General features: G+C 69.7%; 13 protein-coding genes. 8 read left to right on the plus strand and 5 right to left on the minus strand.

What is annotated here, in order from left to right:
* Positions 1-2: 2 nt before the first annotated feature.
* Together pks13 and J2X34_RS26325 are read left to right on the plus strand one after the other, a co-directional pair.
* Positions 3-4907 (plus strand): polyketide synthase Pks13, encoded by a 4905-nt coding sequence (gene pks13, locus J2X34_RS26320; RefSeq protein WP_429520165.1) that lies wholly within the window; start codon positions 3-5, stop codon positions 4905-4907.
* Positions 4908-6452: an acyl-CoA carboxylase subunit beta gene (locus J2X34_RS26325; protein WP_174907490.1), complete on the plus strand. Its 1545-nt coding sequence runs from the start codon at positions 4908-4910 to the stop codon at positions 6450-6452.
* A 36-nt stretch (positions 6453-6488) separates the two neighbouring features.
* On the opposite strand, the gene J2X34_RS26330 is transcribed toward J2X34_RS26325, so the two are convergent.
* The 4 genes from J2X34_RS26330 to J2X34_RS26345 form a co-directional block, all read right to left on the minus strand.
* Complete coding sequence (locus tag J2X34_RS26330; RefSeq protein WP_429520159.1) at positions 6489-7451, minus strand: hypothetical protein; 963 nt, start codon at positions 7449-7451, stop codon at positions 6489-6491.
* A 204-nt stretch (positions 7452-7655) separates the two neighbouring features.
* Positions 7656-10976: an arabinosyltransferase domain-containing protein gene (locus J2X34_RS26335; RefSeq protein ID WP_429520160.1), complete on the minus strand. Its 3321-nt coding sequence runs from the start codon at positions 10974-10976 to the stop codon at positions 7656-7658.
* A gap of 73 nt (positions 10977-11049) precedes the next feature.
* On the minus strand, positions 11050-14358 hold the full coding sequence (locus J2X34_RS26340; RefSeq protein WP_429520161.1) for an arabinosyltransferase domain-containing protein: 3309 nt from the start codon (positions 14356-14358) through the stop codon (positions 11050-11052).
* Between the two features lie 28 nt (positions 14359-14386).
* Entirely contained in the window at positions 14387-16189 is a 1803-nt protein-coding gene (locus J2X34_RS26345) for a glycosyl transferase (protein WP_429520166.1), read from the minus strand.
* A gap of 280 nt (positions 16190-16469) precedes the next feature.
* Between J2X34_RS26345 and J2X34_RS26350 the strand changes: the two genes are divergently transcribed.
* Positions 16470-16922: an ATPase gene (locus J2X34_RS26350; RefSeq protein ID WP_254622729.1), complete on the plus strand. Its 453-nt coding sequence runs from the start codon at positions 16470-16472 to the stop codon at positions 16920-16922.
* Positions 16909-17244 carry an ArsR/SmtB family transcription factor gene (locus tag J2X34_RS26355; RefSeq protein ID WP_114724549.1) on the plus strand — a complete coding sequence of 112 codons (336 nt, stop codon included), beginning with the start codon at positions 16909-16911 and terminating at the stop codon, positions 17242-17244. Before J2X34_RS26350 ends, J2X34_RS26355 begins: the two co-directional genes overlap by 14 nt.
* Here J2X34_RS26355 and J2X34_RS26360 read toward each other — a convergent pair.
* Positions 17210-17491, minus strand: coding sequence for a helix-turn-helix domain-containing protein (locus tag J2X34_RS26360; RefSeq protein WP_114724548.1), 282 nt, complete (start codon positions 17489-17491; stop codon positions 17210-17212). The two genes, J2X34_RS26355 and J2X34_RS26360, sit on opposite strands and share 35 nt — an antisense overlap.
* Positions 17492-17547: 56 nt before the next feature.
* Here J2X34_RS26360 and map point away from each other — a divergent pair, with 56 nt between their 5' ends.
* From map to J2X34_RS26380, 4 genes are read left to right on the plus strand one after another with little or no spacing between them, the layout of a single operon-like run.
* Positions 17548-18318 (plus strand): type I methionyl aminopeptidase, encoded by a 771-nt coding sequence (gene map, locus J2X34_RS26365; protein ID WP_429520162.1) that lies wholly within the window; start codon positions 17548-17550, stop codon positions 18316-18318.
* Between the two features lie 9 nt (positions 18319-18327).
* Complete coding sequence (locus J2X34_RS26370; protein WP_429520163.1) at positions 18328-21126, plus strand: FAD-binding and (Fe-S)-binding domain-containing protein; 2799 nt, start codon at positions 18328-18330, stop codon at positions 21124-21126.
* A 14-nt stretch (positions 21127-21140) separates the two neighbouring features.
* Positions 21141-21323 carry a hypothetical protein gene (locus J2X34_RS26375; protein WP_114724545.1) on the plus strand — a complete coding sequence of 61 codons (183 nt, stop codon included), beginning with the start codon at positions 21141-21143 and terminating at the stop codon, positions 21321-21323.
* A 5-nt stretch (positions 21324-21328) separates the two neighbouring features.
* Entirely contained in the window at positions 21329-21823 is a 495-nt protein-coding gene (locus J2X34_RS26380; RefSeq protein ID WP_429520164.1) for a hypothetical protein, read from the plus strand.
* Positions 21824-21999 lie beyond the last annotated feature (176 nt).

Here is a 21999-nt window from a genome sequence, read left to right on the forward strand (position 1 = left end):
AGATGACGGTCGCGCAGCTGCGCGAATGGCTGCGTAAGTGGATCGCGGAGGCCACCGGGCAACCGGTCGCTTCGATATCCGACGATCGACCGCTGGAGGAGTTCGGGCTCTCCTCCCGCGACGCGGTCGCGCTGTCGGGCGAGATCGAGGATCTCGTGGGTGTCACGCTCTCCGCGACGATCGTCTACCAGCATCCGACCATCGCCTCGTTGGCCACCCGCATCATCGAGGGCGAGCCGGAGCTGCCCGCGGAGGCCGAGGACGCCTCGTACTATCGCGGTGGCTTCCCCGCCGGGCAGTCCCACGACATCGCGATCGTCGGTTTGGCGACGCGGTTCCCGGGCGCCGGGCACACCCCGCAGGAGATGTGGAAGCTGCTGATCGAGGGCCGCGACGCGGTCACCGATCTGCCGGAGGGCCGCTGGGCAGAGTTCATGGCCGATCCGTACGTGGCGGCGGCCGTGGAGAAGGCCGCCACCAAGGGCGGCTATCTCGACGACGTGCAGGGCTTCGACGCGGAGTTCTTCGCGATGTCGCCGCTCGAGGTCCAGAACGTCGACCCGCAGCAGCGCCTCGCGCTGGAGCTGACGTGGGAGGCGCTCGAGCACGCGCACATTCCGGCGAGCGCGCTCAAGGGCCGCGAGGTCGGTGTGTTCCTCGGCTCGTCGGCCAACGACTACCAGTTGCTCGCGGTGAGCGATCCGGTGTCGGCGCACCCGTATGCGCTCACCGGCACGTCCACCGCGATCGTCGCGAACCGTGTCTCGTACTTCTACGACTTCCGTGGCCCGTCGGTGGCGCTCGACACCGCGTGCTCGTCGTCGCTGGTCGCCGTCCATCAGGCGGTGCGCAGCCTGCGTTCCGGTGAGTCGGAGATCGCGCTGGCCGGTGGCGTCAACATGCTGCTCGCGCCGCCCGCGACCCTCGGCTTCGACGAGGGCGGCATCCTCACCGCGGACGGCAAGATCAAGGCGTTCTCGTCGGACGCGAACGGCATCGTCCGCGCTGAGGGTGGCGGCGTCGTCGTGCTCAAGCGTCTCGAGGACGCCGAGCGTGACGGCGATTCGATCCTCGCGGTCATCGCGGGCACCGCCGTCAACCAGGACGGCCGCTCCAACGGCCTGCTGGCGCCCAACCCGGACGCGCAGGCCGACTGCCTGCGACACGCGTACCACGATGCGGGGATCGCCCCGACCGGCGTCGACTACATCGAGGCGCACGGCACCGGCACCATCCTCGGCGACCCGATCGAGGCGGATGCCCTGGGCCGCGTCGTCGGGCGGGGGCGCGACGACGACAAGCCGGCGCTGCTCGGCTCGGCCAAGACCAACTTCGGTCACCTCGAGGCCGCCGCGGGCGCCGCGGGCCTGATCAAGGTTGTGCTCGCGATGCGTGAGGACGTCATCCCGGCGTCGCTCAACTACGCGGGCCCCAACCCGTACATCCAGTTCGACAAGGCGCACCTGCAGGTGATTCCGGAGGCCACCGCGTGGCCGCGGTACACCGGCAAGGCCGTCGCGGGCGTGTCCGGTTTCGGTTTCGGTGGCACCAACGCGCACGTCGTGGTCCGCGAGTACACCGGTCCCGCCGCGGTCGCCGACGCCGATGCGGCTCCCGTCGACCTCGACCACGAGAACACCACCATCGAGGCCGAGGCCGAGCGGATGCTCGCGGAGGCCGCCGAGTCGGTGGGCCTGTCCGATGCCACCGAGACGGCGGTCGTGCTCGCGGTGTCGGCGTCCCTGCCGTCCCGCCGTCGCCGCGCCGCGGAGGACCTCGCGAACTGGCTCGAGACGGAGGAGGGCAGCCGCACGCCGCTCGCCGACGTCGCGCGCACCCTCGCCAAGCGCAGCCACGGCCGCTCCCGTGCCGTCGTCATCGCCAAGACCCGCGCCGAGGCCGTCACCGGCCTGCGCGCCGTCGCCGCCGGCAAGCCCGCGCCGGGTGTGCTGTCCGCCGACGCGCCCGCGTCGAAGGGCCCGGTCTGGGTGTTCTCGGGCTTCGGCTCGCAGCACCGCAAGATGGCCAAGCAGCTGTACCTCGAGAACGCGGTCTTCGCGGCCGCGATCGACGAGGTGGACGCGCTGATCGAGGACGAGGCCGGCTACTCCATGAAGGAGAAGTTCCTCGACGACTCGGTCGACTACGACGTCGAGACGTCGCAGGTCGGCATCTTCGCGATCCAGGTGGGTCTGGCGCAGACGCTGCGCCACCACGGCGCCGACCCGGCCGCACTCGTCGGCCACTCGATGGGCGAGGCCGCCGCCGCGTTCGTCTCGGGCGGCCTGTCGCTCGAGGACGCCGTCCGCGTGATCTGCTCGCGTTCGCGCCTGATGGGCGAGGCCGAGGGGCTGCTCGAGGGCGACGACATCCGCCTGATGGCGCTGGTCGAGTACACGGCCGACGAGATCGAGAAGGTCCTGCCGGACTTCCCGCATCTCGAGGTGTGCGTGTACGCGGCGCCGACCCACACCGTGATCGGTGGCCCCGAGCCCGAGGTGAACGCGATCGTCGCGCGCGCCGAGGCCGAGGAGAAGATGGCCCGGGTCCTCAAGACCAAGGGCGCCAGCCACACGTCGCAGGTCGATCCGCTGCTCGGTGAGCTCGCGGCCGAGTTGGCCGGTATCGAGCCGCACACGCTGAAGGTCGGCCAGTACTCGTCGGTCGACCAGGACACCTTCTACCCGGCCGGGCACGCCCCGATCCATCCGGTGGAGTACTGGACCAAGGGTCTGCGGCACAGCGTGTACTTCACCAACGCCGTCAAGGCCGCGGTCGACGCCGGACACACCACGTTCGTCGAGCTCGCGCCCAACCCGGTGACGCTGATGTCCGTCGCGGCCACCGCGTGGGCTGCCGGTGTCGCCGACACGCAGCTGATCCAGACGCTCAAGCGCAAGGAGGACGAGCCGCTCGGCGTGCTCACCGCCCTCGCGCAGCTGTACGTCCACGGGCATGCGGTGGATCTGCCGTCGCTGCTGCCCGCCGGCGACTACGCCGACCTGCCGCGCACCGCGTTCCTGCGCAAGCGGCACTGGATCGACGCGCGGGTGTCGTCGGCCGGCAACACCCGGGTCCCCGGCGCGCATGTCGCGCTGCCCGACGGCCGGCACGCGTGGGAGGTGCAGGCGTCCGCGGTCTCGGACCTGAACGCCCTGGTCACCGCCGCCGCGTCGCAGCTGTTCACCGACGTCGCGCTCACGGGCGCCGTCGCGCACGGTGACGTGCCGTCGACCGGAACCCTGACCACGACGCTGGTGCCGCACCTCGGTGGCGCGTCGGTGCAGGTGCATGGCAAGGCCGGCAACGCGTTCGCGCTGGTCTACGACGCCGTCGTGTCTTCGGGCGAGGCACTGCCGGAGCCCGCCCTCGCTGCCGTCGCTGCCCCGACCACCGTGTCGGACCAGGTGCAGGGCGAGGTTGTCGAGACGTTCGGTGACCGGTGGGATCCGAGTAGCTCGCAGTCCCTCGAGGATCGGTTGACGATCATCGTCGCGGAGTCGATGGGTTACGCGCCGGAGGATCTGCCTGCGGAGATTCCGCTGGTCGAGCTGGGTCTGGACTCGCTGATGGCGGTGCGGATCAAGAACCGGGTCGAGTACGAGTTCGACATTCCGCAGTTACAGCTCGCGGCCGTCAAGGACGCGAGCATGCAGGACGTCGCGAAGTACCTGCACTACGCGGTCGAGAACCGCGAGGAGGTCGCGGCCCTGGCCGCGCAGCAGCAGGCCGAGCGCGAGGCTGCCGCAACCGAGGGCGACACGACCGAAGCTGAAGCGCCGGAGGTTCCCGAGGCCGCGGTAATCGAGGCGCCTGCCGGGTCCGGCGATGTCGATGTGCCGCCGCGTGATGCGGCCGAGCGTCTGACGTTCGCGTCGTGGGCGGTGGTGACGGGCAAGTCGGCGAAGAGCATCTTCGCGACGTTGCCGATCCTGGACGACGAGTCTGCCGAGAAGTTGGCGGCCCGTCTGAGCGAGCGGTCCGGTGGCGAGATCACCGTCGACGACGTCCTCGACGCCGAGACCATCGAGCAGTTGGCCGAGACGGTGCGTCAGCATCTCGAGGACGGTCTGAAGATCGACGGTCTGGTGCGCACGTTGCGTCCTCGCGCCGAGGGTTCGGATGCGGTGCCGGTGTTCGTGTTCCATCCGGCGGGTGGTTCGACGGTGGCGTACGAGCCGCTGCTCAAGCGTCTGCCCGCGGATACCCCGATGTTCGGCCTGGAGCGGGTCGAGGGCCCGATCGACGAGCGCGCCGCGGCCTACGTGCCGCTGCTGCGCGAGATCCAGGGTGACGGCCCGTACGTGTTGGCCGGCTGGTCGCTCGGTGGCGTGCTCGCCTACGCGGTCGCCCGTCAGCTGCGCGAGCAGGGTGCCGACGTCCGGATCGTCGGACTGATCGACACCGTCATGGCCGGCGAGAAGGTCGAGGACACCCCCGACGAGATCCGGGCCCGCTGGCAGCGCTACGCGGCGTTCGCGAAGAAGACGTACGGCGTCGACGCGCCGCTGCCGTTCGATCGCCTCGCGGAGGCTGGCAGCGACGAGGAGCAGATCGGGATCCTCATGGATCTGCTGAAGCTGAGCGGCGCCAAGATCCCCGGCGGCATCATCGAACACCAGCGCACGTCGTGGCTCGACAACCGGGCCATCCAGACGGCGGACCCGCAGCAGTACGACGGCGACGTCGTGCTGTACATGGCGGACAAGTACCACGACGACGCGATCAACCTCGAGCCGTCGTTCGGGACGCGTCAGCCCGACGGCGGCTGGGGCGAGGTGGCGGAGAACCTGGAGGTCGTCTACATCGGTGGCGACCACATCCAGATCGTCGACGAGCCCTACATCTCCAAGGTCGGCGCGGACCTGTCGAACAAGCTGGCCGAGATCGAGAAGCGGAGCAACTGAGTGAGCACCACCACCGCAGAAAAACTTGCGGAACTGCACGAAAAGCTCGAGCTGTCGAAGGCCCCGGGTAACCCCAAAGCGATCCAGAAGCGCAAGGACAAGGGCCTGCCGACGCCGCGCGAGCGCATCGACATGCTCCTCGACCCGGGCACGTTCGTCGAGATGGGCCAGCTGGCCCGCCAGCCCGGTGACGCGTCCAACCCGTACGGCGACGGTGTCGTCACCGGCCACGGCCTGGTCGACGGGCGTCCGGTCGCGGTGTTCGCGCACGACCAGACCGTCTTCGGCGGTGCCGCAGGCGAGATCTTCGGCCGCAAGGTCGCCGCCGTCAACGACTTCGCCATCAAGATCGGCTGCCCCGTCGTCGGCATCAACGAATCCGCGGGCGCGCGCATCCAGGACGCGGTGACGTCGCTCGCGTGGTATGCCGAGATGGGTCGTCGCCAGGAGCCGCTGTCGGGCATGTGCCCGCAGATCTCGATCATCCTCGGCAAGTGCGCCGGCGGTGCGGTGTACGCACCGATCAACACCGACATCGTGATCGCGACCGAAGAGTCGTACATGTTCGTCACCGGTCCGGACGTCATCAAGTCGGTCACCGGCGAGGACGTCAGCCTCGACGAGCTGGGTGGCGCCCGCCACCAGGCCGAGTACGGCAACATCCATCACGTCGCGGCCGACGAGAAGGCCGCGTTCGAGTACGCGCGCGAGTACCTGAGCTACATGCCGTCGAGCTGCACCGAGAAGCCTCCGATCATCAACCCGGGCCTCGAGCCGGAGATCACCGAGGACGATCTGTCGCTCGACGCGTTCATGCCCGACGCCGACAACGCCGGCTACGACATGCACGACATCCTCATCAAGATCTTCGACGACGGCGAGTTCCTCGAGGTCCGCAGCCAGTCTGCGCAGAACCTCATCACCGGCTTCGCACGAGTCGACGGCCGCCCGGTCGGCGTCGTCGCGAACCAGCCGATGCAGCTGTCTGGTGCGCTCGACGCCGCGGCGTCGGACAAGGGCGCGCACTTCGTGCGGGTCTGCAACGCGTACGACATTCCGCTGGTGTTCGTCGTCGACACTCCGGGCTTCCTGGTCGGTGTGGAGCAGGAGAAGGTCGGCGTCATCAAGCGTGGCGGTCGCTTCCTGTTCGCGTACGTCGAGGCGACCGTCCCGAAGGTCACTGTCGTGGTTCGTAAGGCGTACGGCGGCGCTTACGCGGTGATGGGCTCCAAGCAGCTCGGCGCCGACGTCAACCTGGCCTGGCCTACCGCCCGCATCGCGGTCATGGGTGCCGAGGGCGCGGTCAACCTCATCGGCCGCAAGCAGATCGAGGCCGCCGGCGACAACGCCCCCGCCGTGCGCGCGCAGCTCATCAACTTCTACAACGAGCATGTCGCGACGCCGTACATCGCGGCCGAGCGCGGCTACATCGACGCCGTCATCGAGCCGTCGACCACCCGCCTCGAGATCCGCAAGGCACTCACCCTGCTCCGCGACAAGACGGTGTTCAAGAACCCGCGCAAGCACCACTTGCTGCCGTTCTGATCGCTTTCCCTGCTGTTGGCCGAATGTCACATACGTTCACTTCGATTGAACGTATGTGACATTCGGCCGTTCACGGGCCGACGCCTGCTCACACGCGATCACGAGATCCGCGATGACGGTGCTCGGATCGCGTTGGATCTGCTTCGGTAGGTGCGTCACGACGATGATCCCGTGCCGCTGCATCCGGGCGCGCCGGAGCATCGTCGCCTCGTGTGCCTGCGCGCTGAAATGGTGTTTGAGAGAGTCGATTTCCCAAGCGACGGCGAGGTCGTCGATCCACCCGTCGGGGCGTGCGAGCCAGGTGCCGTCGGCGCCGATGATGTCCTTGTTGTGCACCATCAGTGGCAGCGTGGTCGTCGCGTAGAGCTGCTGCGCAGCGATCTCCGCGACCGAATGAGCATCGTCGGACAGTTCACGGACAACTCGCCGGGGCAGTGCGCTGCCACGGCAGCTTCCATTGTCGAGTTCTTCGGCGAGTTGGTCGACGTCAACGTCCCCGCGCTGTACTGCGCCGGTGAGCAGCGCCCGGCAGGCGTCGGGCAGCGATGTGCGTCGTGCCGCGTCGAGCAGGCTGCGGGCGATCGGAGCGATGCGCAGGGTGCCTCGAGTGAGATGGTCAGGCATTCGCCACGTCCGTTCGACCGTGACGAACGAGAAGTCGCGCCGGTGCTTCGTCGACGGAATGAGCAGCAGGACGTCGCCTTTGCTCGCGGACTGGTCGTATCCGTGGGCCCCGAGTGCCGCGTGGCCGGAGAGCACGGCGCCATCGCCGCCGTACAGCAGCGCTGCGGTGTTGCGTTGGAGGGTGCTCAGGGAACCGCTCTGGAGTGCTACGACACCGGGCAGCACGCGCTGCCAGGGTCCTCCGCGGCGACATCGCCCTGAGATGGCCCCGCGCGTGACGCCCTGCTCGAGGAGTGTTGCGGTTCGGACGATCCCGTTGACGCTCAGGTGGTGGAGTCCTGCCGCGCCGTCGTCGCCCCACGATCCTCGTCTCATGGAGGTCATGATTGCGGCTGGTCGAGCGAGTTCACGGCTCCTTGGCGCCTCTGTGGATAAGCAATGTGGTTATCCACAACCCTCTTAATGGCCGAATGTCACATACGTTCAATCGAACTGAACGCATGTGACATTCGGCCAACAGGCCAACAGGCCAACAGGCCAACAGGCCGACAGGCCAACAGGCCGACAGGCCGACAGGCCCTACGGCTCGTACACCCTCAGCGTCCCCGGGGACCAGAAGCCCGAGCGGTTGATCTGCTCGGTGTCGACGGTTGCCGTTGCGGCGTTGGGGTAGTGCCGGTCGTACCGCTCGATGGAGCCCCAGTCGCGGCCCCAGTCGTTGTTCAGGTACGTCGGGACGGTGGTGGCGCCGGCGAGCATCTCGGTCCAGCCGAGGGGTCCGCCGTTCTCGAGGGACTGCCACGTGTCGGTGGAGCTGACGGCGAGGGGCCGGTCGGGCAGGATCCGGTAGTTCGGCATCTCGGCGACACCGTTGAGGTGGTCGAACGGACGCTGGCACGGGAACTGCAGTCCGACGGCCCAGTCCAGCAGGACGGGCTGTGCGGTGCCGACGACGCTGCTGAGCGATTCGAGCTTGGGCACGCGCGGCGGCGTGAACGCGAACCACTGGTCGCCGGTCAGGTTGGGGTCGGACGCGTTGATCCGGACGACGTCGGTGTCGGCGGGCAGTTCGTCGAGCGGGATCCGCAGGTTCCGCCACGACGGCGCGGGGCCGATGTCGCGGGGGACGTAGGTGCCCTGGATGTCGACGGTGCCGTCGGGCTGACGCTTGCCGTACTCGAGGTTGAGCGGCTGTCCGTAGTTGGTCTGTCCGGTGATCTGGTCGACGGACCAGATGCGGCCGGCGGCGGAGATCACCACGAGCGGGGAGTCGTCGCTGCGTTCGGGCAGCTGGTACCAGCTGGAGACGACGGATGCCTGCTGCTGGACGCCGTCCTGGTAGCTGCCGAGGATCGGGGTGCGGGCGGGGTCGAGCCCGAACGGCAGTTTGACGGTGCTGCCGTTGACGCCGAGGGCGCCGACGCCGCCGGTGGTGCCGGATCCGCCTCCGGTCTCGAAGGTGGGCCCGATGCTCTGGCTGTCGGTGTTGCCCATGCCGGCCTTGACTTCGACGTAGTCGGCGGTGAGGTCGTCCGGCACACCGTTGGGGGTGAAGCCGACGGGCTTGCTGCCGGCGAGCGGATCGTTGGGGTCGGCCAGCGGGTTGGCCCGGTCGACGATCGGGCGCAGGGCGCCCGCGTTGGGGTCCTGTTCCACGAGCACGTCGTCGGCGAGGCCGCACGTCTTGCCGGCGAGCGCCTCGATGTTGGAGCGGCCCAGCGAGTACGCCGGGTACTGCGACACCGCACCCTTGAGTAGCGAGAGCACCTCGAACAGCACCATGAGTCCGGCGATGACGGTCAGCGGGGCGGCCGCGAACTTGCGGATCCGCCGGCCCTTGGGGCTGGTGGGTTTCTCGGGCGGGGGAGCGTAGCCCTCACGCAGGTACTGCCACGCGATCAGTGCCACGGCGAGGCCGAACAGCACCAGGAACAGGGTGGAGGATTCGCGTCCGTTGAACTGCACCGTCTTGTCGAACCACGGCACGCCGTAGCTCGAGACGTACCAGTACCCGTTGATGCCGGAGAATGACAGCGCGAGCACGAACAGCAGGCCGGCGAGGAACATGGTGCGGTTGCGCCGCGATCGCAGCGCACTCGCCGACACGACGACGGCGGTCAGCGCGGCGAGGGATCCGGCGATGCCCGCGTACGCCCCGAAGTGGTGGGTCCACTTCGTGGGGTTGAACATCATGAAGAAGATCGTTCCGAACACGATGCCCATCAGGCGCCACGACGGTCCGGCGGCGACGCCGGGGATCCGCTTGCGGCGCAGGAACACGAACAGCACCGTGAACAGGCACAGCAGCATCGTCAGGAACGCGAAGCGGCGGGCCAGCGAGCCGTCCGTGGTCTGCACGAACAGGAAGTAGTAGCGCTGGTAGTCCTGGAACCATTCGAGGTTCGGTCCGATGATCGTGCGGACGCGCGTGGCCTCCATCACGGCCGCCCAGGTCTGGTCGGCGAACACCACGACCAGCACCAGGATGCCGGCCGCCGCCAGGGGCAGCAGCTGCGACAGTGTGCCGATCCGGTGGCGGCGTCGGACGATGATTCGGGTGATGGGGCGGATGCCGGCGAGCAGCGCGGCGATACACATCAGGCCGGTCGGGGCGGCGGCGAGAGTGAACGCGCCGATCAGCGCGGCGATCGCGGCGGGCAGGAGGCGGGCGGTGGCGATGGCGCGTTCGATCGAGCACCACGTGAGCAGTGCACCGACGGCGACGATCGGTTCGGGGCGCAGGCCGTTGTTGTAGGGCAGCCAGAACGCGAGGAACACGAGGCCGCCGGTCCACAGGGCGACGGAGTTGGTGCGCACCGCGCGACCGAGGCGCGGGACCACTTCGCGGCTGATGACCATCCAGCACAGGACGGCGGCGAGCAGTGCGGGCAGACGCATCCACGGGCTCGCGGTGGAGATCTTCGCCATCGCGGCGAGGACGTCGTAGTACCAGCCGAACGGCGCCTCGGGGACACCGAACCAGCGGAAGTAGTTGGCCATGTAGCCCGAGTGCTCGGATGCGCGGGCCATGGTGAGCAGGTAGCCGTCGTCGGCGGTGTTGGCGCCGAAGAAGTGCCAGCCGACGAGGGTGCCGACGACGACGCCGTCGACGCCGGTCAGCTTCCACCACCGGGCGGGCAGGAAGCGGCGGGAGTGGCGGCCGTCGACGCTGTCGAGGCGGTGCAGTGCGACCAGCGAGACGGCGGTCGCGAGGACGGCGCCGAGCATCGCGACGAGCTTGATCAGCGTCGGGCTCGACGAGAACCGCGAGTCGATGTCCATCGTGAAGCTCAGGCCGGGGACCGACTGGCCGTCGAGGTCGGTGAAGATGCCGACGACCTGCGGGCGGTAGTCGTGGAGCAGCTCGCCGGTGACCGGCTTGCCGTCGTCGTCGGTGAGGCCCACGAACTCGGCGGTGGTCCCGGTGACGTCGGAGGCGATGCGGATCTCGGTGCACCCGGATTCGACGTCGGAGCGCGGCGCGGTCGCGACGATGACGTTGCGGTCGAGGATGTCGACGGTCTCGGAGGAGACGCGCACGAACATCGCGTTGACCGCAGCCTTCTCACCCTGCGGGGGCGCGGTGGCCAGCAGGATGCCGCCCGCGTCGGGCAGCTCGGCGACGGCGCGGCACGGGATCGTCGCCGACAGCGACACCGGCACCTGCGACATCAGCGGCGCTTCGATGTTCGACGCGACCGGGCCGTCGGGCCACGACACCGTCGCCGCGGTCTGGGTGACCGGCAGGAACGGTGTCGCCAGCGCGAGCAGGACACCGAGGAGGCCGGTCACGACGGCGATCAGCCGAGCGTTGCGGACATCCGCGTTTCGGGCACGGGAAGCCGGGGGCGGAGCGCTGGCTTCGGGACCGGGCGCGGGGGCTGTCACAACGTCTGGCACGTTTGTCGATGGTAGGCGAGATGTTTCCGTTACCTAAATGAGCCCGATCCCTCTCAGGTACTTCACAGGCAGGTCACGCGGGCGGCGTGTTGCGGATCGGACCGGGCGACCACAGCCCTGAGCGGGTCGTTTGCTCCACATCGATGTCGGCGGCCTGCGCCGACGGGACGATCGGGGTGAACCGTTCCAGGGAACCCCAGTCGCGCCGCCAGTCCTGGTCGAGATACGTCGGGATGGTCTGCGCGTTCACCAACAGATGCGTCCAGCCGAGCGGGCCGCCACCGATCGCGTCCTGCCACGCGTTGGTCGCCTGGGCGCCGACGCGGTCCGGCAGGATCCGGTACTCGGGCACCTCGGCGACGCCGTCGTGGTGGGCGAACGGTCGTTGGCAGGGGAACGCCAGGCCCACCGACCAGTCGAGCAGCACCGGGGCGGTGCTTCCGACGACGGTCTGCAGTGTCTGCATGTGCGGCACCCGCGGCGGGGTGATGGCGAGCCACTGGTCGGGTGCGAGCCCGGTGTCGGAGGCGACGAGCCGGACGGCGTTCGCCTCGGCGGGCAGCTGGTCGAGCGGCACCCGCAGGTTCCGCCACGACGGCGCCGGACCGATGTCGATCGGGGCGACGCGTCCGAGGACGTCGATGCCGCCGTCGGCGGTGCGGGTGCCGTATTCGACGTCGAGCAGCTGGCCGTCGGTGACGACGCCGTCGGGGTCGACGGAGTGGATGCGTCCGGCGGCCGCGATCGTGAGGATCGGGGCGTCGTCGCTGCGCTCGGGCAGCCCGTACCAGCCGGTGACGAGGTCGGACTTCTGCTGGACCCCGGACTGGTAGCTGCCGAGCACCGGTGTGGTCGCCGGGTCGAGGCCGAAGGGCAGGGACACGCTGCTGCCGTTGACGCCCGCGGTGGTCTCGGTGCCGCCGCCCGTGCCGGCACCGGTGCCGGTGGTGGTCTGGGTGTCGGAGTCGGTGCCGCTGTCGACGCTGTTCGCGCCTCCGGCCGCGACGTTCTCCTTGTCGGCGGTGAGGTCGCGGGCCACACCGTTCGCCGTGAAACCGGTCGATTCGGTGGCGCCGAACGCGCCCGCACCGGCGGGATCAGTGGTCGGGGACAGGAGCTTCAGCAGCGATGCGTTCGTGTCGTCCTCGACGAGGACGTAGTCGGCGAGCGCGCACGAGTCGCCGGTCACGGACTTCAGGTTGGAGTGGGCGATCGAGTACGACGGGTACTGCGCGACGGCGCCCTTGAGGAGCGAGAGCATCTCGAAGAGCACCACCGCGGCGGCGGCCAGGGTCAGCGGTGCGGGCGACCAGCGCCGGACCCGGGCGAGTCGGCCGCCGTTGCCGTTGCCGTTCGCCTCGTCCTTCCCGGACGCCCCGCGGATGTGGTACCAGGCGGCCAGCAGCAGCGCGAGGACCGTCAGGCCCAGCAGCGCGGTGGAGAAGCCCTTCCCGCCGATGGACGGCGGCTTGTCCCACCACGGCACGCCGTAGCTCGAGACGTACCACCAGCCGTTGGAGCCGGTGAACGACAGCGCCAGGATGAACAGCACGGCCGCGGCGAACAGGGTCCGGTTGCGCTTGGAGCGCAGGCTCGCGCCGGCGACCGCGACGGCGGCGAGCGCGGCGACGGAGCCGGCGAGACCCGCGTACACGCCGAAGTGGTGCGTCCACTTGGTGGGCGTGAAGCTCATCAGCAGCAGCGACGCGAAGATGATGCCGAGGATGCGGCGGGACGGCCCGACGGCGGTGCCGGGGATGCGGCCCCCGCGGCGCAGCACCATCATCACGCACACCACCAGGCACAGCAGCATGACGAAGACGCCGAAGCGGCGGGCCAGCGAGCCGTCGGGGGAGACGTTGAGCAGCGCGTCCCAGCGCAGGCGCTCGTCGAACCACGGCACGTTGGGCCCGACGGCGGTGCGGACACGGGTGGCCTCGAGGACCGACGCGAGGGTCTGGTCGGCGAACACCGCGACGAGCACGACGGTGCCGGACGCCAGGATCGGCGCGACCTGCCCGGCGATGCCGACCTTCCGGCCTCGCTTCAGGAGCGTCTGCACGATCGGCCGGGATCCGGCGATGAGGGCGGCGAGCGCGATCAGTCCGGACGGGCCGGCGGCGAGCGAGAACGCCGCGATCAGCACCGCGACGGCGGCGGGCAGCAGGCGTCCGGTGGCGATGGCGCGTTCGATCGAGCACCACGTGAGCAGTGCGCCGAGCGCGATGATCGGTTCGGGGCGCAGGCCGTTGTTGAACGGCAGCCAGAACGCCAGGAAGACCAGGCCGGCGGTCCAGATGGCGGTCGAGTTGGTGCGCACCGCGCGACCCAGTCGCGGGATCACCTCGCGGCTGATGATCAACCAGCAGAGGATCCCGGCGATCAGTGCGGGCAGTCGCATCCACATGCTCGCGGTGCTCACCTTCGTGAACAGCACCAGCACGTCGTAGTACCAGCCGAACGGCGCCTCGGGGACGCCGAACCAGCGGAAGTAGTTGGCCATGTAGCCGGCGTTCTCGGAGACGCGGGCCATGTTGAGCAGGTAGCCGTCGTCGGACGTGTTGGCGCCCACGACGTGCCACAGCAGCAGCCCGCCGATGACGACCCCGTCGATGCCGGTGAACTTCCACCAGCGCGCCGGCAGGAAGCGGCGGGCGCGGCGGCCGTCGACGCCGTCGAGTCGGTGCAGCGCCACGAGCGAGACCAGTGTCGCGAGCACGGCGCCGATCATCGCGACCAGCTTGATCAGGGTGGGGCTCGACGAGAACCGGGAGTCGATGTCGGCGCGGACGTCCAGGCCGGCCGGCGGGGTGCCCTGCAGGTCGGAGAAGATGCCGACCATCTGCGGCCGGACGTCGCCGTCGACGGTGGTCGTCTGTTCGTCGGGCAGGCCGGCGACGGCGGCGGTGGTGCCTTGCGGGTCGGAGGTCACGACGATCTCGGTGCAGCCCTGCAGGTCGTCGACCGGCACCGACAGCAGTGCGGTGTCACGCAGGATCGCGCGCAGGCGTGCGGGTTCGGTGCTCGACGCCGCATCCACCTTGATGACGAGGCCGTCGGCTTCGGCGCGGCCCGCCTGGGGCGGCGCGGTGGCGACGAGCGCCCCGCCGCTCTCGGTCAGCTGCCCGACAGCGCTGCACGGGATGCTCACGTGCAACTGCTGCGGGGTGTACGAGACCAGCGGCGCCTCGACGCTCGTGAGGCTGCCGTTCTGCGGCCAGCTCACCGATGCCGCGTCCTGCTTCACCGGCAGGAAGGGTGTCGCGATCGCGAGGATCGCGCCCAGTAGGCCGGTGACGATGGCGACGAGACGGGCGGTCCGCACGTCCCTCGTGGTGGAGCGATCGGCGGACGAGGTCGGGGCGGTCAGGTCGTCGGGCACGGTATTCGACTCTAGGTGAGCCGCCCGGTCAGGTCAGATTCCGCACGTCCCAGGCCCAGACGCCGTCCACCCATCGTCCGTCGACGCCGAGCAGCCGGTTCACGGTGGTGAGCAGGGCCTGCTGGTTCTTGCCGGGTGGCAGCACCACGACGTCCGCGTTCCAGAACCGCAGGTCCTCGAGCGCGGTCGCGCGGGTGGTGTCGTCGATCACCGGGGCCTGCCCGGTGCTCTGGGTCTTGCCGAGGAGCAGAGCGGTCGGACGGTCGTCGGGACCGTACTTGCCCTTGTCCTCCGGTCCGGCCGGCCCGACGAAGTAGCCTCCGGCGATGGGATACCCGAAGCGCTGGCCCACCTGCCATTGCAGGGCCTTGGCGTCCTCGGGCCGCGGCAGCGGAACGGTGACGACGGATCCGTCGGAGACGTACGACCGCCACGTGCCGTCCGCGAAGAACGCCGGCGCGGGGGCGCGCTTGGCGACGTCGAGCGGGGCCGGGGCGAGGGGGAGCAGGGCGACGGCCAGCCAGCCCAGCCACAGCAGGGTCGTCGACCGCTGTCCGGTGCGTCCGGCGGCGATCGCGCGGTCGGTGCCCAGTGCCAGGAGGATCGCGATGGCGGGGATGCACCCCATCGCGAAGCGTGATTCCAGGACCGATTCGAGCAGTGGCAGTTTCGCGAACCACGACCACGGAAGCGTGATGCCGGTCTCGGTGTGTGCGACGGTCAGTTCGACGCCCATAGAAAGCACGCCCATGACGACAGCCGTCGCGGCGGCGGCGCGGGCCATCGGCAGGCGCCACAGCCACACTGCGGTCATCGCGGCGAGCAGGAGCAGCGGCCAGCCGAAGAAGGCGTTCTCCTCGGTGGCGTTCATCGACAGGCCCGCAGCCGATCCCGGACCGCCGGCGAGCGACTGGGTGGGGAAGCGGGTGAACGCGTTGACGTCGTTGCCGACCGGCCCGTGTTCGATCGAGTGGTAGCTCTGTGGTCCGAGGAACTGCCACCACAGCGGGATCGCGACGATCGCGAGTGTGACGGCGCCGGCGACGCACAGCCCCTTGAAACCGCGCCGGACGGCGGCGACCGCCTTGCCGGGATGGGATGCACCGTAAGCGATTCCGAAGATCGTGAAGGCGATCGCGTAGATCAGCAGAGGTTCCTCGCCCAGGAAGATCTGGTAGGCGACGGCCAGGCCGAGCATGACGCCGTTGCGGATCAGGCGCTCGCCGCTGCCGAGGCGGATGACCAGCAGCGCGATGAACGGCAGCAGGAACAGCGCGACGAAATTGGGGTGACCGTTGGTGTGCGAGATCATCGCCGGCGCGAAGCCGCACACGACGCCGCCCACCGCGGCCGCGAACCGGGACTGCACCACGTACCGCGACAGCACCCAGTACCAGGCGGTGGCGGTGCCGGCCAGGCCCAGCGTGAGTGCGAGCGTGAAGGTGACGGTGGGCCCGAACAGCAGCGTGACGGGGGCGAGCGGGATGCTGACGCCGAACATTGCGGTGTTGGCCATCAGGTTCACGCCGAGCGGATAGTTCTGCAGCGTGCTCGACAGTATCTTCCCGGGACTCTCGAGGTTGACGAGCGAGTGCGCAGTGACCGCGAAGAACCACTCCCACATGGTCTGGTCCTGGCCGCTGCGGACCAGGTATCCGTCGCCGAGGTGCTTCCACTGGCGTCCTAGGACGAACACCGCGAGCGCGAGGAACGAGACGGTGGCGACGAAGTCGGCGGGCGCGATCCGGATCCGCCGGGAGCGGGTGGGAGCGACGGTTGTCTGCGCAGTGGGAGTCGGTGCGGACGAGATGTTCCCGTCTGACAGTTGCAGGGTCTCGCTCACATCGCCCCTTTCGCGTCGCTGGACGGAAGGGGCGGGGCGCCTCGCAGCCGTCAGTTGGCCGGACGCGACATTACCGCAGCTAGCTGGGTGCCACCTGTGAGAAGAAACCGTCCTGGAACACGTAGCGGGCATAGCGGACAGCGGGACCCGGGCCGGCGGACCATCCCGATCCCTCCCGGTTGATGTGCAACTTGGGGGTTGCATCGCCCCGCGCGATCTGCAACTCTGGAGTTGCAGATAAATCTGAACGACCGGAGGGATGGAACCGATGGACGAGTTGGATCGAATTGAGCGCGAGATCGCGATCGACGCCCCGGCTGCGCGAGTGTGGAAGCTCGTGAGTGAACCGGGCTGGTACATCAACGACGAGCAGATCGTGCCGCATCGCGTCGAGCGTCGCGGCGACCTGGACGTCGTCCACGATCCCGATCACGGCGCGTTCGCGTTCGCGACGATGGAACTGGACGAGCCCCGCTACGCGGCGTTCCGTTGGCTCACCGACGTCGACGCGCCGGACGGGCCGTCGACGTTGGTGGAGTTCCGGATCGAGGAGACCTCACCGACGAGCGTCGTGTTGCGGGTCGCAGAGAGCGGGTTCGCGTCGTTGCCGGAGAGTGCGGAGGAGCGGCGCAGCCGGTACGACAGCCACGTCGAAGGCTGGCGCGCCGAGATGGCCCTCGCGAAGCGTCATACGGAGGAGGCGGTCGATGCGGTCGGGTGAAGCCCTCGATCCGCCCGTCGTGTTCGCGGCCCTCGCCGACGACACCCGCTGGAGCATCCTGCTCCGGCTCGGGCGGTCGTCGGCGTCGGCGTCGGCGCTCGCGCGCGAGCTCCCGGTGTCGCGGCAGGCGATCGCGAAACATCTCGCGGTGCTGCAGGAGGTGGGACTGGTGGAGGCCGAACGTGACGGCCGGGAGGTGCGATTCGTCGCCGTCGGCGCACGGTTGAGCGAGGCGGCTCTTCAGCTCGAGCGGATCGCGACCGGCTGGGATCGCCGACTCGAACGCATCAAGATGCGCGCCGAGGCGCCCGATCCGGATTGACGGACTCGTCCCCGAGGGCTGCGGCGATGCGGTCGAGGGAGATGTCGAGGACGCGTGCGACGGCGGCGATCGTGAAGAACGCCGGCGTCGCGATGCGTCCGGTCTCGATCTTGCGCAGCGTCTCCACCGAGATGTCCGCATCCAGCGCGACCTGCACCATGCTCGCGTCGCCGCGCGCCGATCGCAGCAGCTCGCCGAGTCGCCGTCCCCGTTCCAGTTCTTCCGCCGTCAGCGGCACGCGCACCATGATGCCTATAGTAATACCGGTATAGTTATTCGCAACACCGAACAAGAGGGCGAATCATGGTCGAACTGAAGACTGCAACCGAGATCGATGCGATGAAGCGGGTGGGACGTGTCGTCGCCGACGCTCTCGCGGCGGCGCGGGCGCACGCGGGGATCGGGGTGAGTCTGCTCGATCTCGATGCGGTAGCCGCGAAGGTCATCGCCGATGCGGGCGCCGCGCCGGTGTTCCTGGACTACCACCCGAACTGGGCGCCGTTCCCGTTTCCGGGCGTGATCTGCGCGAGCGTCAATGATGCTGTCGTGCACGGTATCCCGTCGGACTACCGGCTGCGTGACGGCGACCTGGTGAGCATCGACTGCGGCGCGAAACTCGACGGCTGGTGCGGCGACGCGGCGATCAGTTTCGTCGTCGGTACCGCGGCATCCGCGGACGAGGCGCTCGTCGCTGCCACCGACGAGGCGCTGCGGCGCGGTATCGCCGCCGCGCAGCCCGGAAACCGTCTCGGCGACGTCGGCGCCGCGATCGGTGACTACGCCCGAGACCAGGGTTACGGCCTGCTCGCCGACCACGGTGGTCACGGCATCGGCCGGGTCATGCACGAGTCTCCGGACGTGCCCAACGAGGCCCGCGCAGGCCGAGGCATGCGCTTGCGCCCCGGCCTGGTCCTCGCGATCGAACCGATGCTCATCGCCGACGGCTCCGACGACTATCGGCACGGCGCCGACGGCTGGACCCTGCAAACGATCACCGGCGCCCGCGCCGCGCACAGCGAGCACAGCGTCGCGATCACCGACGACGGCCCGGTGGTGCTCACGGCGCAGCACTAGGCTGCACCTATGCCGGACTGGACGCCGATCTCCGACGCGCTGCGCCGCGCTGGGGTGTGGGACGTCCGCGACGACGGCACCACCCGCGCGATGTATTCGTCGGACGCCTCGCTGTACCGGGTACCGCCCACCACCGTGGTGTTTCCGCGTGCGATCGACGAGGTCGCGACGGTGCTCGACGTGTGCCGTGCCGAGGGTGTTCCGATCACGGCGCGCGGTGCCGGGACGTCGGTCGCGGGCAACGCGGTCGGTCCGGGCGTGGTCCTCGACTTCAGTCGCCACCTGGGCCGGGTCCTCGGCGTCGATCCCGACCGTCGCACCGCCGTCGTCGAACCCGGTGTCGTGCAGGCCGTCCTGCAGCGGGCCGCGGCTCCGCACGGCCTACGGTTCGGGCCCGATCCGTCCACCCACAACCGCTGCACCATCGGCGGGATGATCGGCAACAATGCCTGCGGTGCAAGAACTCTCGGGTACGGCCGCACCTCCGACAATGTCGTGGGGCTCGAGCTCCTCACCGGCGCGGGGGAGGCGCTGTCGCTGCCGGCGGCGACCGACACCCCGCTGCTCGATCGCCTGCGTGACGTCACGCGCACCGGATTGGCAACCATCCGAACCGAATTCGGCCGCTTCGGACGCCAGGCGTCGGGGTACGGCCTGGAGCACCTGCTGCCGGAGAACGGCTTCGACGTCGTGAGGTTCCTCGTCGGCAGCGAGGGCACGCTCGGGATCGTCACGCAGGCCACCGTGCGTCTGGTGCAGGATCCGGCGCACCGGGTGCTGGTCGCGCTCGGCTACGACGACATCGCCTCCGCCGGCGACGACGCCAAGGCCGTCCTCGGTTTCCGGCCGACGGCATGCGAGGGCATCGACTCGCGCCTGGTCGACGTCGTGCGCGAACGACGCGGACCGCAGGCCGTGCCGCCGTTGCCGCGCGGGGCGGCCTGGTTGTTCGTGGAGATCGCGGGGGACACCCGCGACGACGTGCTCGATCGGGCGCGGGCGTTGGCCGACGGCTGCCGCGCGATCGACGCCCTCGTCGTCGACGACCCGGCGCGGGCCGCGGCGCTGTGGCGGATCCGGGAGGACGGCGCGGGTCTGGCCGGACGCAGTCCCGCCGGCAAGCCCGCGTACGCCGGGTGGGAGGACGCCGCCGTCCCGCCCGACCGGATGGGCCCCTACCTGCGCGACTTCGAGGCCCTGCTCACCGAGTTCGGCCTCACCGGACTGCCGTACGGGCACTTCGCCGACGGCTGCCTGCACATCCGCCTGGACCTGCCGCTGGATCGGCCGTCCGGCACCGACGTCTTCCGACGCTTCCTGGTCGCCGCCGCCGAACTGGTGGCAAGGTGCGGCGGGTCGCTGTCGGGGGAGCACGGCGACGGCCGCGCGCGCAGCGAGTTGCTGCCGCTCATGTACTCGCCCGACGCGCTGCGTCTGTTCGGCGCCGTCAAACACGTCTTCGACCCCGACAACCTCCTCAACCCGGGTGTCCTGGTGGATCCGAGTCCGGTCGACGCCGACCTGCGCGTCCCGCAGACGTCCCCGCTGCGCACGAACCTCGCCCTGGCCTACCGCAACGACGACGGCGACTTCTCCCAGGCCGTGCACCGCTGCACCGGCGTCGGGAAGTGTCGCGCCGACACCACCGGCACCGGGGGCGTGATGTGTCCCTCCTATGTGGCGACGCGGGAGGAGAAGGACTCGACGCGTGGACGCGCCCGCGTCCTTCAAGAGATGGTGAACGGCAGCCTTGTCAGTAAGGGGTGGCGATCGCCGGAGGTGCACGACGCCCTCGACCTGTGTCTGTCGTGCAAGGGTTGCGGGTCCGACTGCCCGACGGGCGTCGACATGGCCTCCTACAAGTCGGAGGTCCTGCACCAGAGTTACCGGGGGCGCCTGCGTCCGGTCTCGCACTATTCGTTGGGGTGGCTGCCGCGGTGGGCCGCGCTCGCCGGCCGGGCACCTCGTCTCGTGAACGCGATGACCCGGTTGCCAGGTGTCGCGTCGGCCGCGTTGACGCTCGGGGGCGCGGACCGCCGGCGGAACATCCCGCAGTTCGCGCCCGTCTCGTTCCGACGCTGGTTCGCCGCCACCGCCGCCGATCGCCGTACCACCGGTGACCCGGTGGTGCTGTTCGTCGATACCTTCACCGACCGTTTCACGCCCGAGGTCGGGATCGCGACCGTCCGCGTCCTGGAGGACGCCGGCTTCCGGCCCCGACTGACTGCGAAGAGACAGTGCTGCGGACTGACCTGGATCACGACCGGTCAGCTCGACGCCGCCAGACGGATCCTCGGCCGCACCGTCACCGCGTTGGCGGGGGAAGGGGTACCGATCGTGGGGATGGAACCGTCGTGCACGGCGGTCCTGCGGTCCGACGGCGTGGACCTGCTCGGCACCGACGAGGCGCGACGCGTCGCCGACTCCACCGCCACCCTCGCCGAACTGCTCACCGACCGGGACGGCTGGGCGCCGCCGGACCTGTCCGGTACCGCGGTCGTCGCGCAACCGCACTGCCACCACCACGCGGTGATGGGGTGGGGCACCGACGCGGCCCTGCTGCGCCGGGCCGGTGCGCGGGTGGAGCGGCTCGGCGGGTGCTGCGGACTCGCGGGGAACTTCGGGGTGGAGCGGGGCCACCACGACGTCTCCGTCGCGATCGCCGAGCATCAGTTGTTGCCGGCGGTCGCGAGCGCCGGACGGGACGCGGTGATCCTCGCGGACGGGTATTCGTGCCGGACCCAGATCGGTGATCTGACCGACCGACGCGGGATGCACCTGGCGGAAGTCCTGCTCACCGGCGACTGAGGCACAATCCAGTCATGGTCTCCACGCCTGTCATCGTCACCATCGTCTCCGTCTGTATCGGCTTCGTCCTGTTCGTCCTCGCGGCGAGCGGCGCGCGGGGAAAGTGGGACAAGCGGCTCGTGATCGGTCTGCTCGTCACGGCCGTCCTCTGCCTGACGGCGGTGCCGCTCTCCGTCGCACTGAGCGCGGCGGTGTGACGACGATGTCGCGACCCGACGGCTGGCCCAGCGAATGGCCGACGACCGCGCGGCAGATCGCCGTCGCCACCGACGTCGCCCTGACCGCCGCCCGCGCCGCCTCCGCCGACCAGCTCGGTGAGGCCGTGGAAGAACTGATCGCCCTGCCGTTCGAGCAGGTGACCCTCGTGCACGCCGGTGTCGTGCGTGCGCTGCTCGAGGATCTGCATCCCGACGGTTTCTCGGGGGACGACATCCAGGACGCGCTGACGCGGGTCGCCGGCGCGGCACTCGCCTGGCTGCCCGGGCTCGACGTCACGGCGTTGGCTGCTGTTCTCACCGGTTCGCTCGGACTCACGGAGATGAGCGACGACGCGCAACGGATCGGTCAGGCCGACTACCTGCGCAGCGCGATCCTGGTGATCGCCGATCTCCTGGCAACCGCCGACGTGCCGTCCATCGGGTACATCCGGGCCGCGATCGGGGAGATCGCACGAGCGGAGACGGTGGAGATGCCCTGACGGGGTCCCCCGGCACCGGATGTTCACGCAAAGTACGCCGTTCATGCGCTCTGACCAGGCGATTTGGCATTCGGTGACAGGTTCGCGTAACTTATTCCAGGTCAGAGCGACACGGACACCGACCCGGACCTGAGGGACTGGGAAAACGAGGTTGTACGGAGAGCGCCTGGCGAATC

Source organism: Rhodococcus sp. BE178, from assembly GCF_050433545.1.
Classification (GTDB): Bacteria; Actinomycetota; Actinomycetes; order Mycobacteriales; family Mycobacteriaceae; genus Prescottella.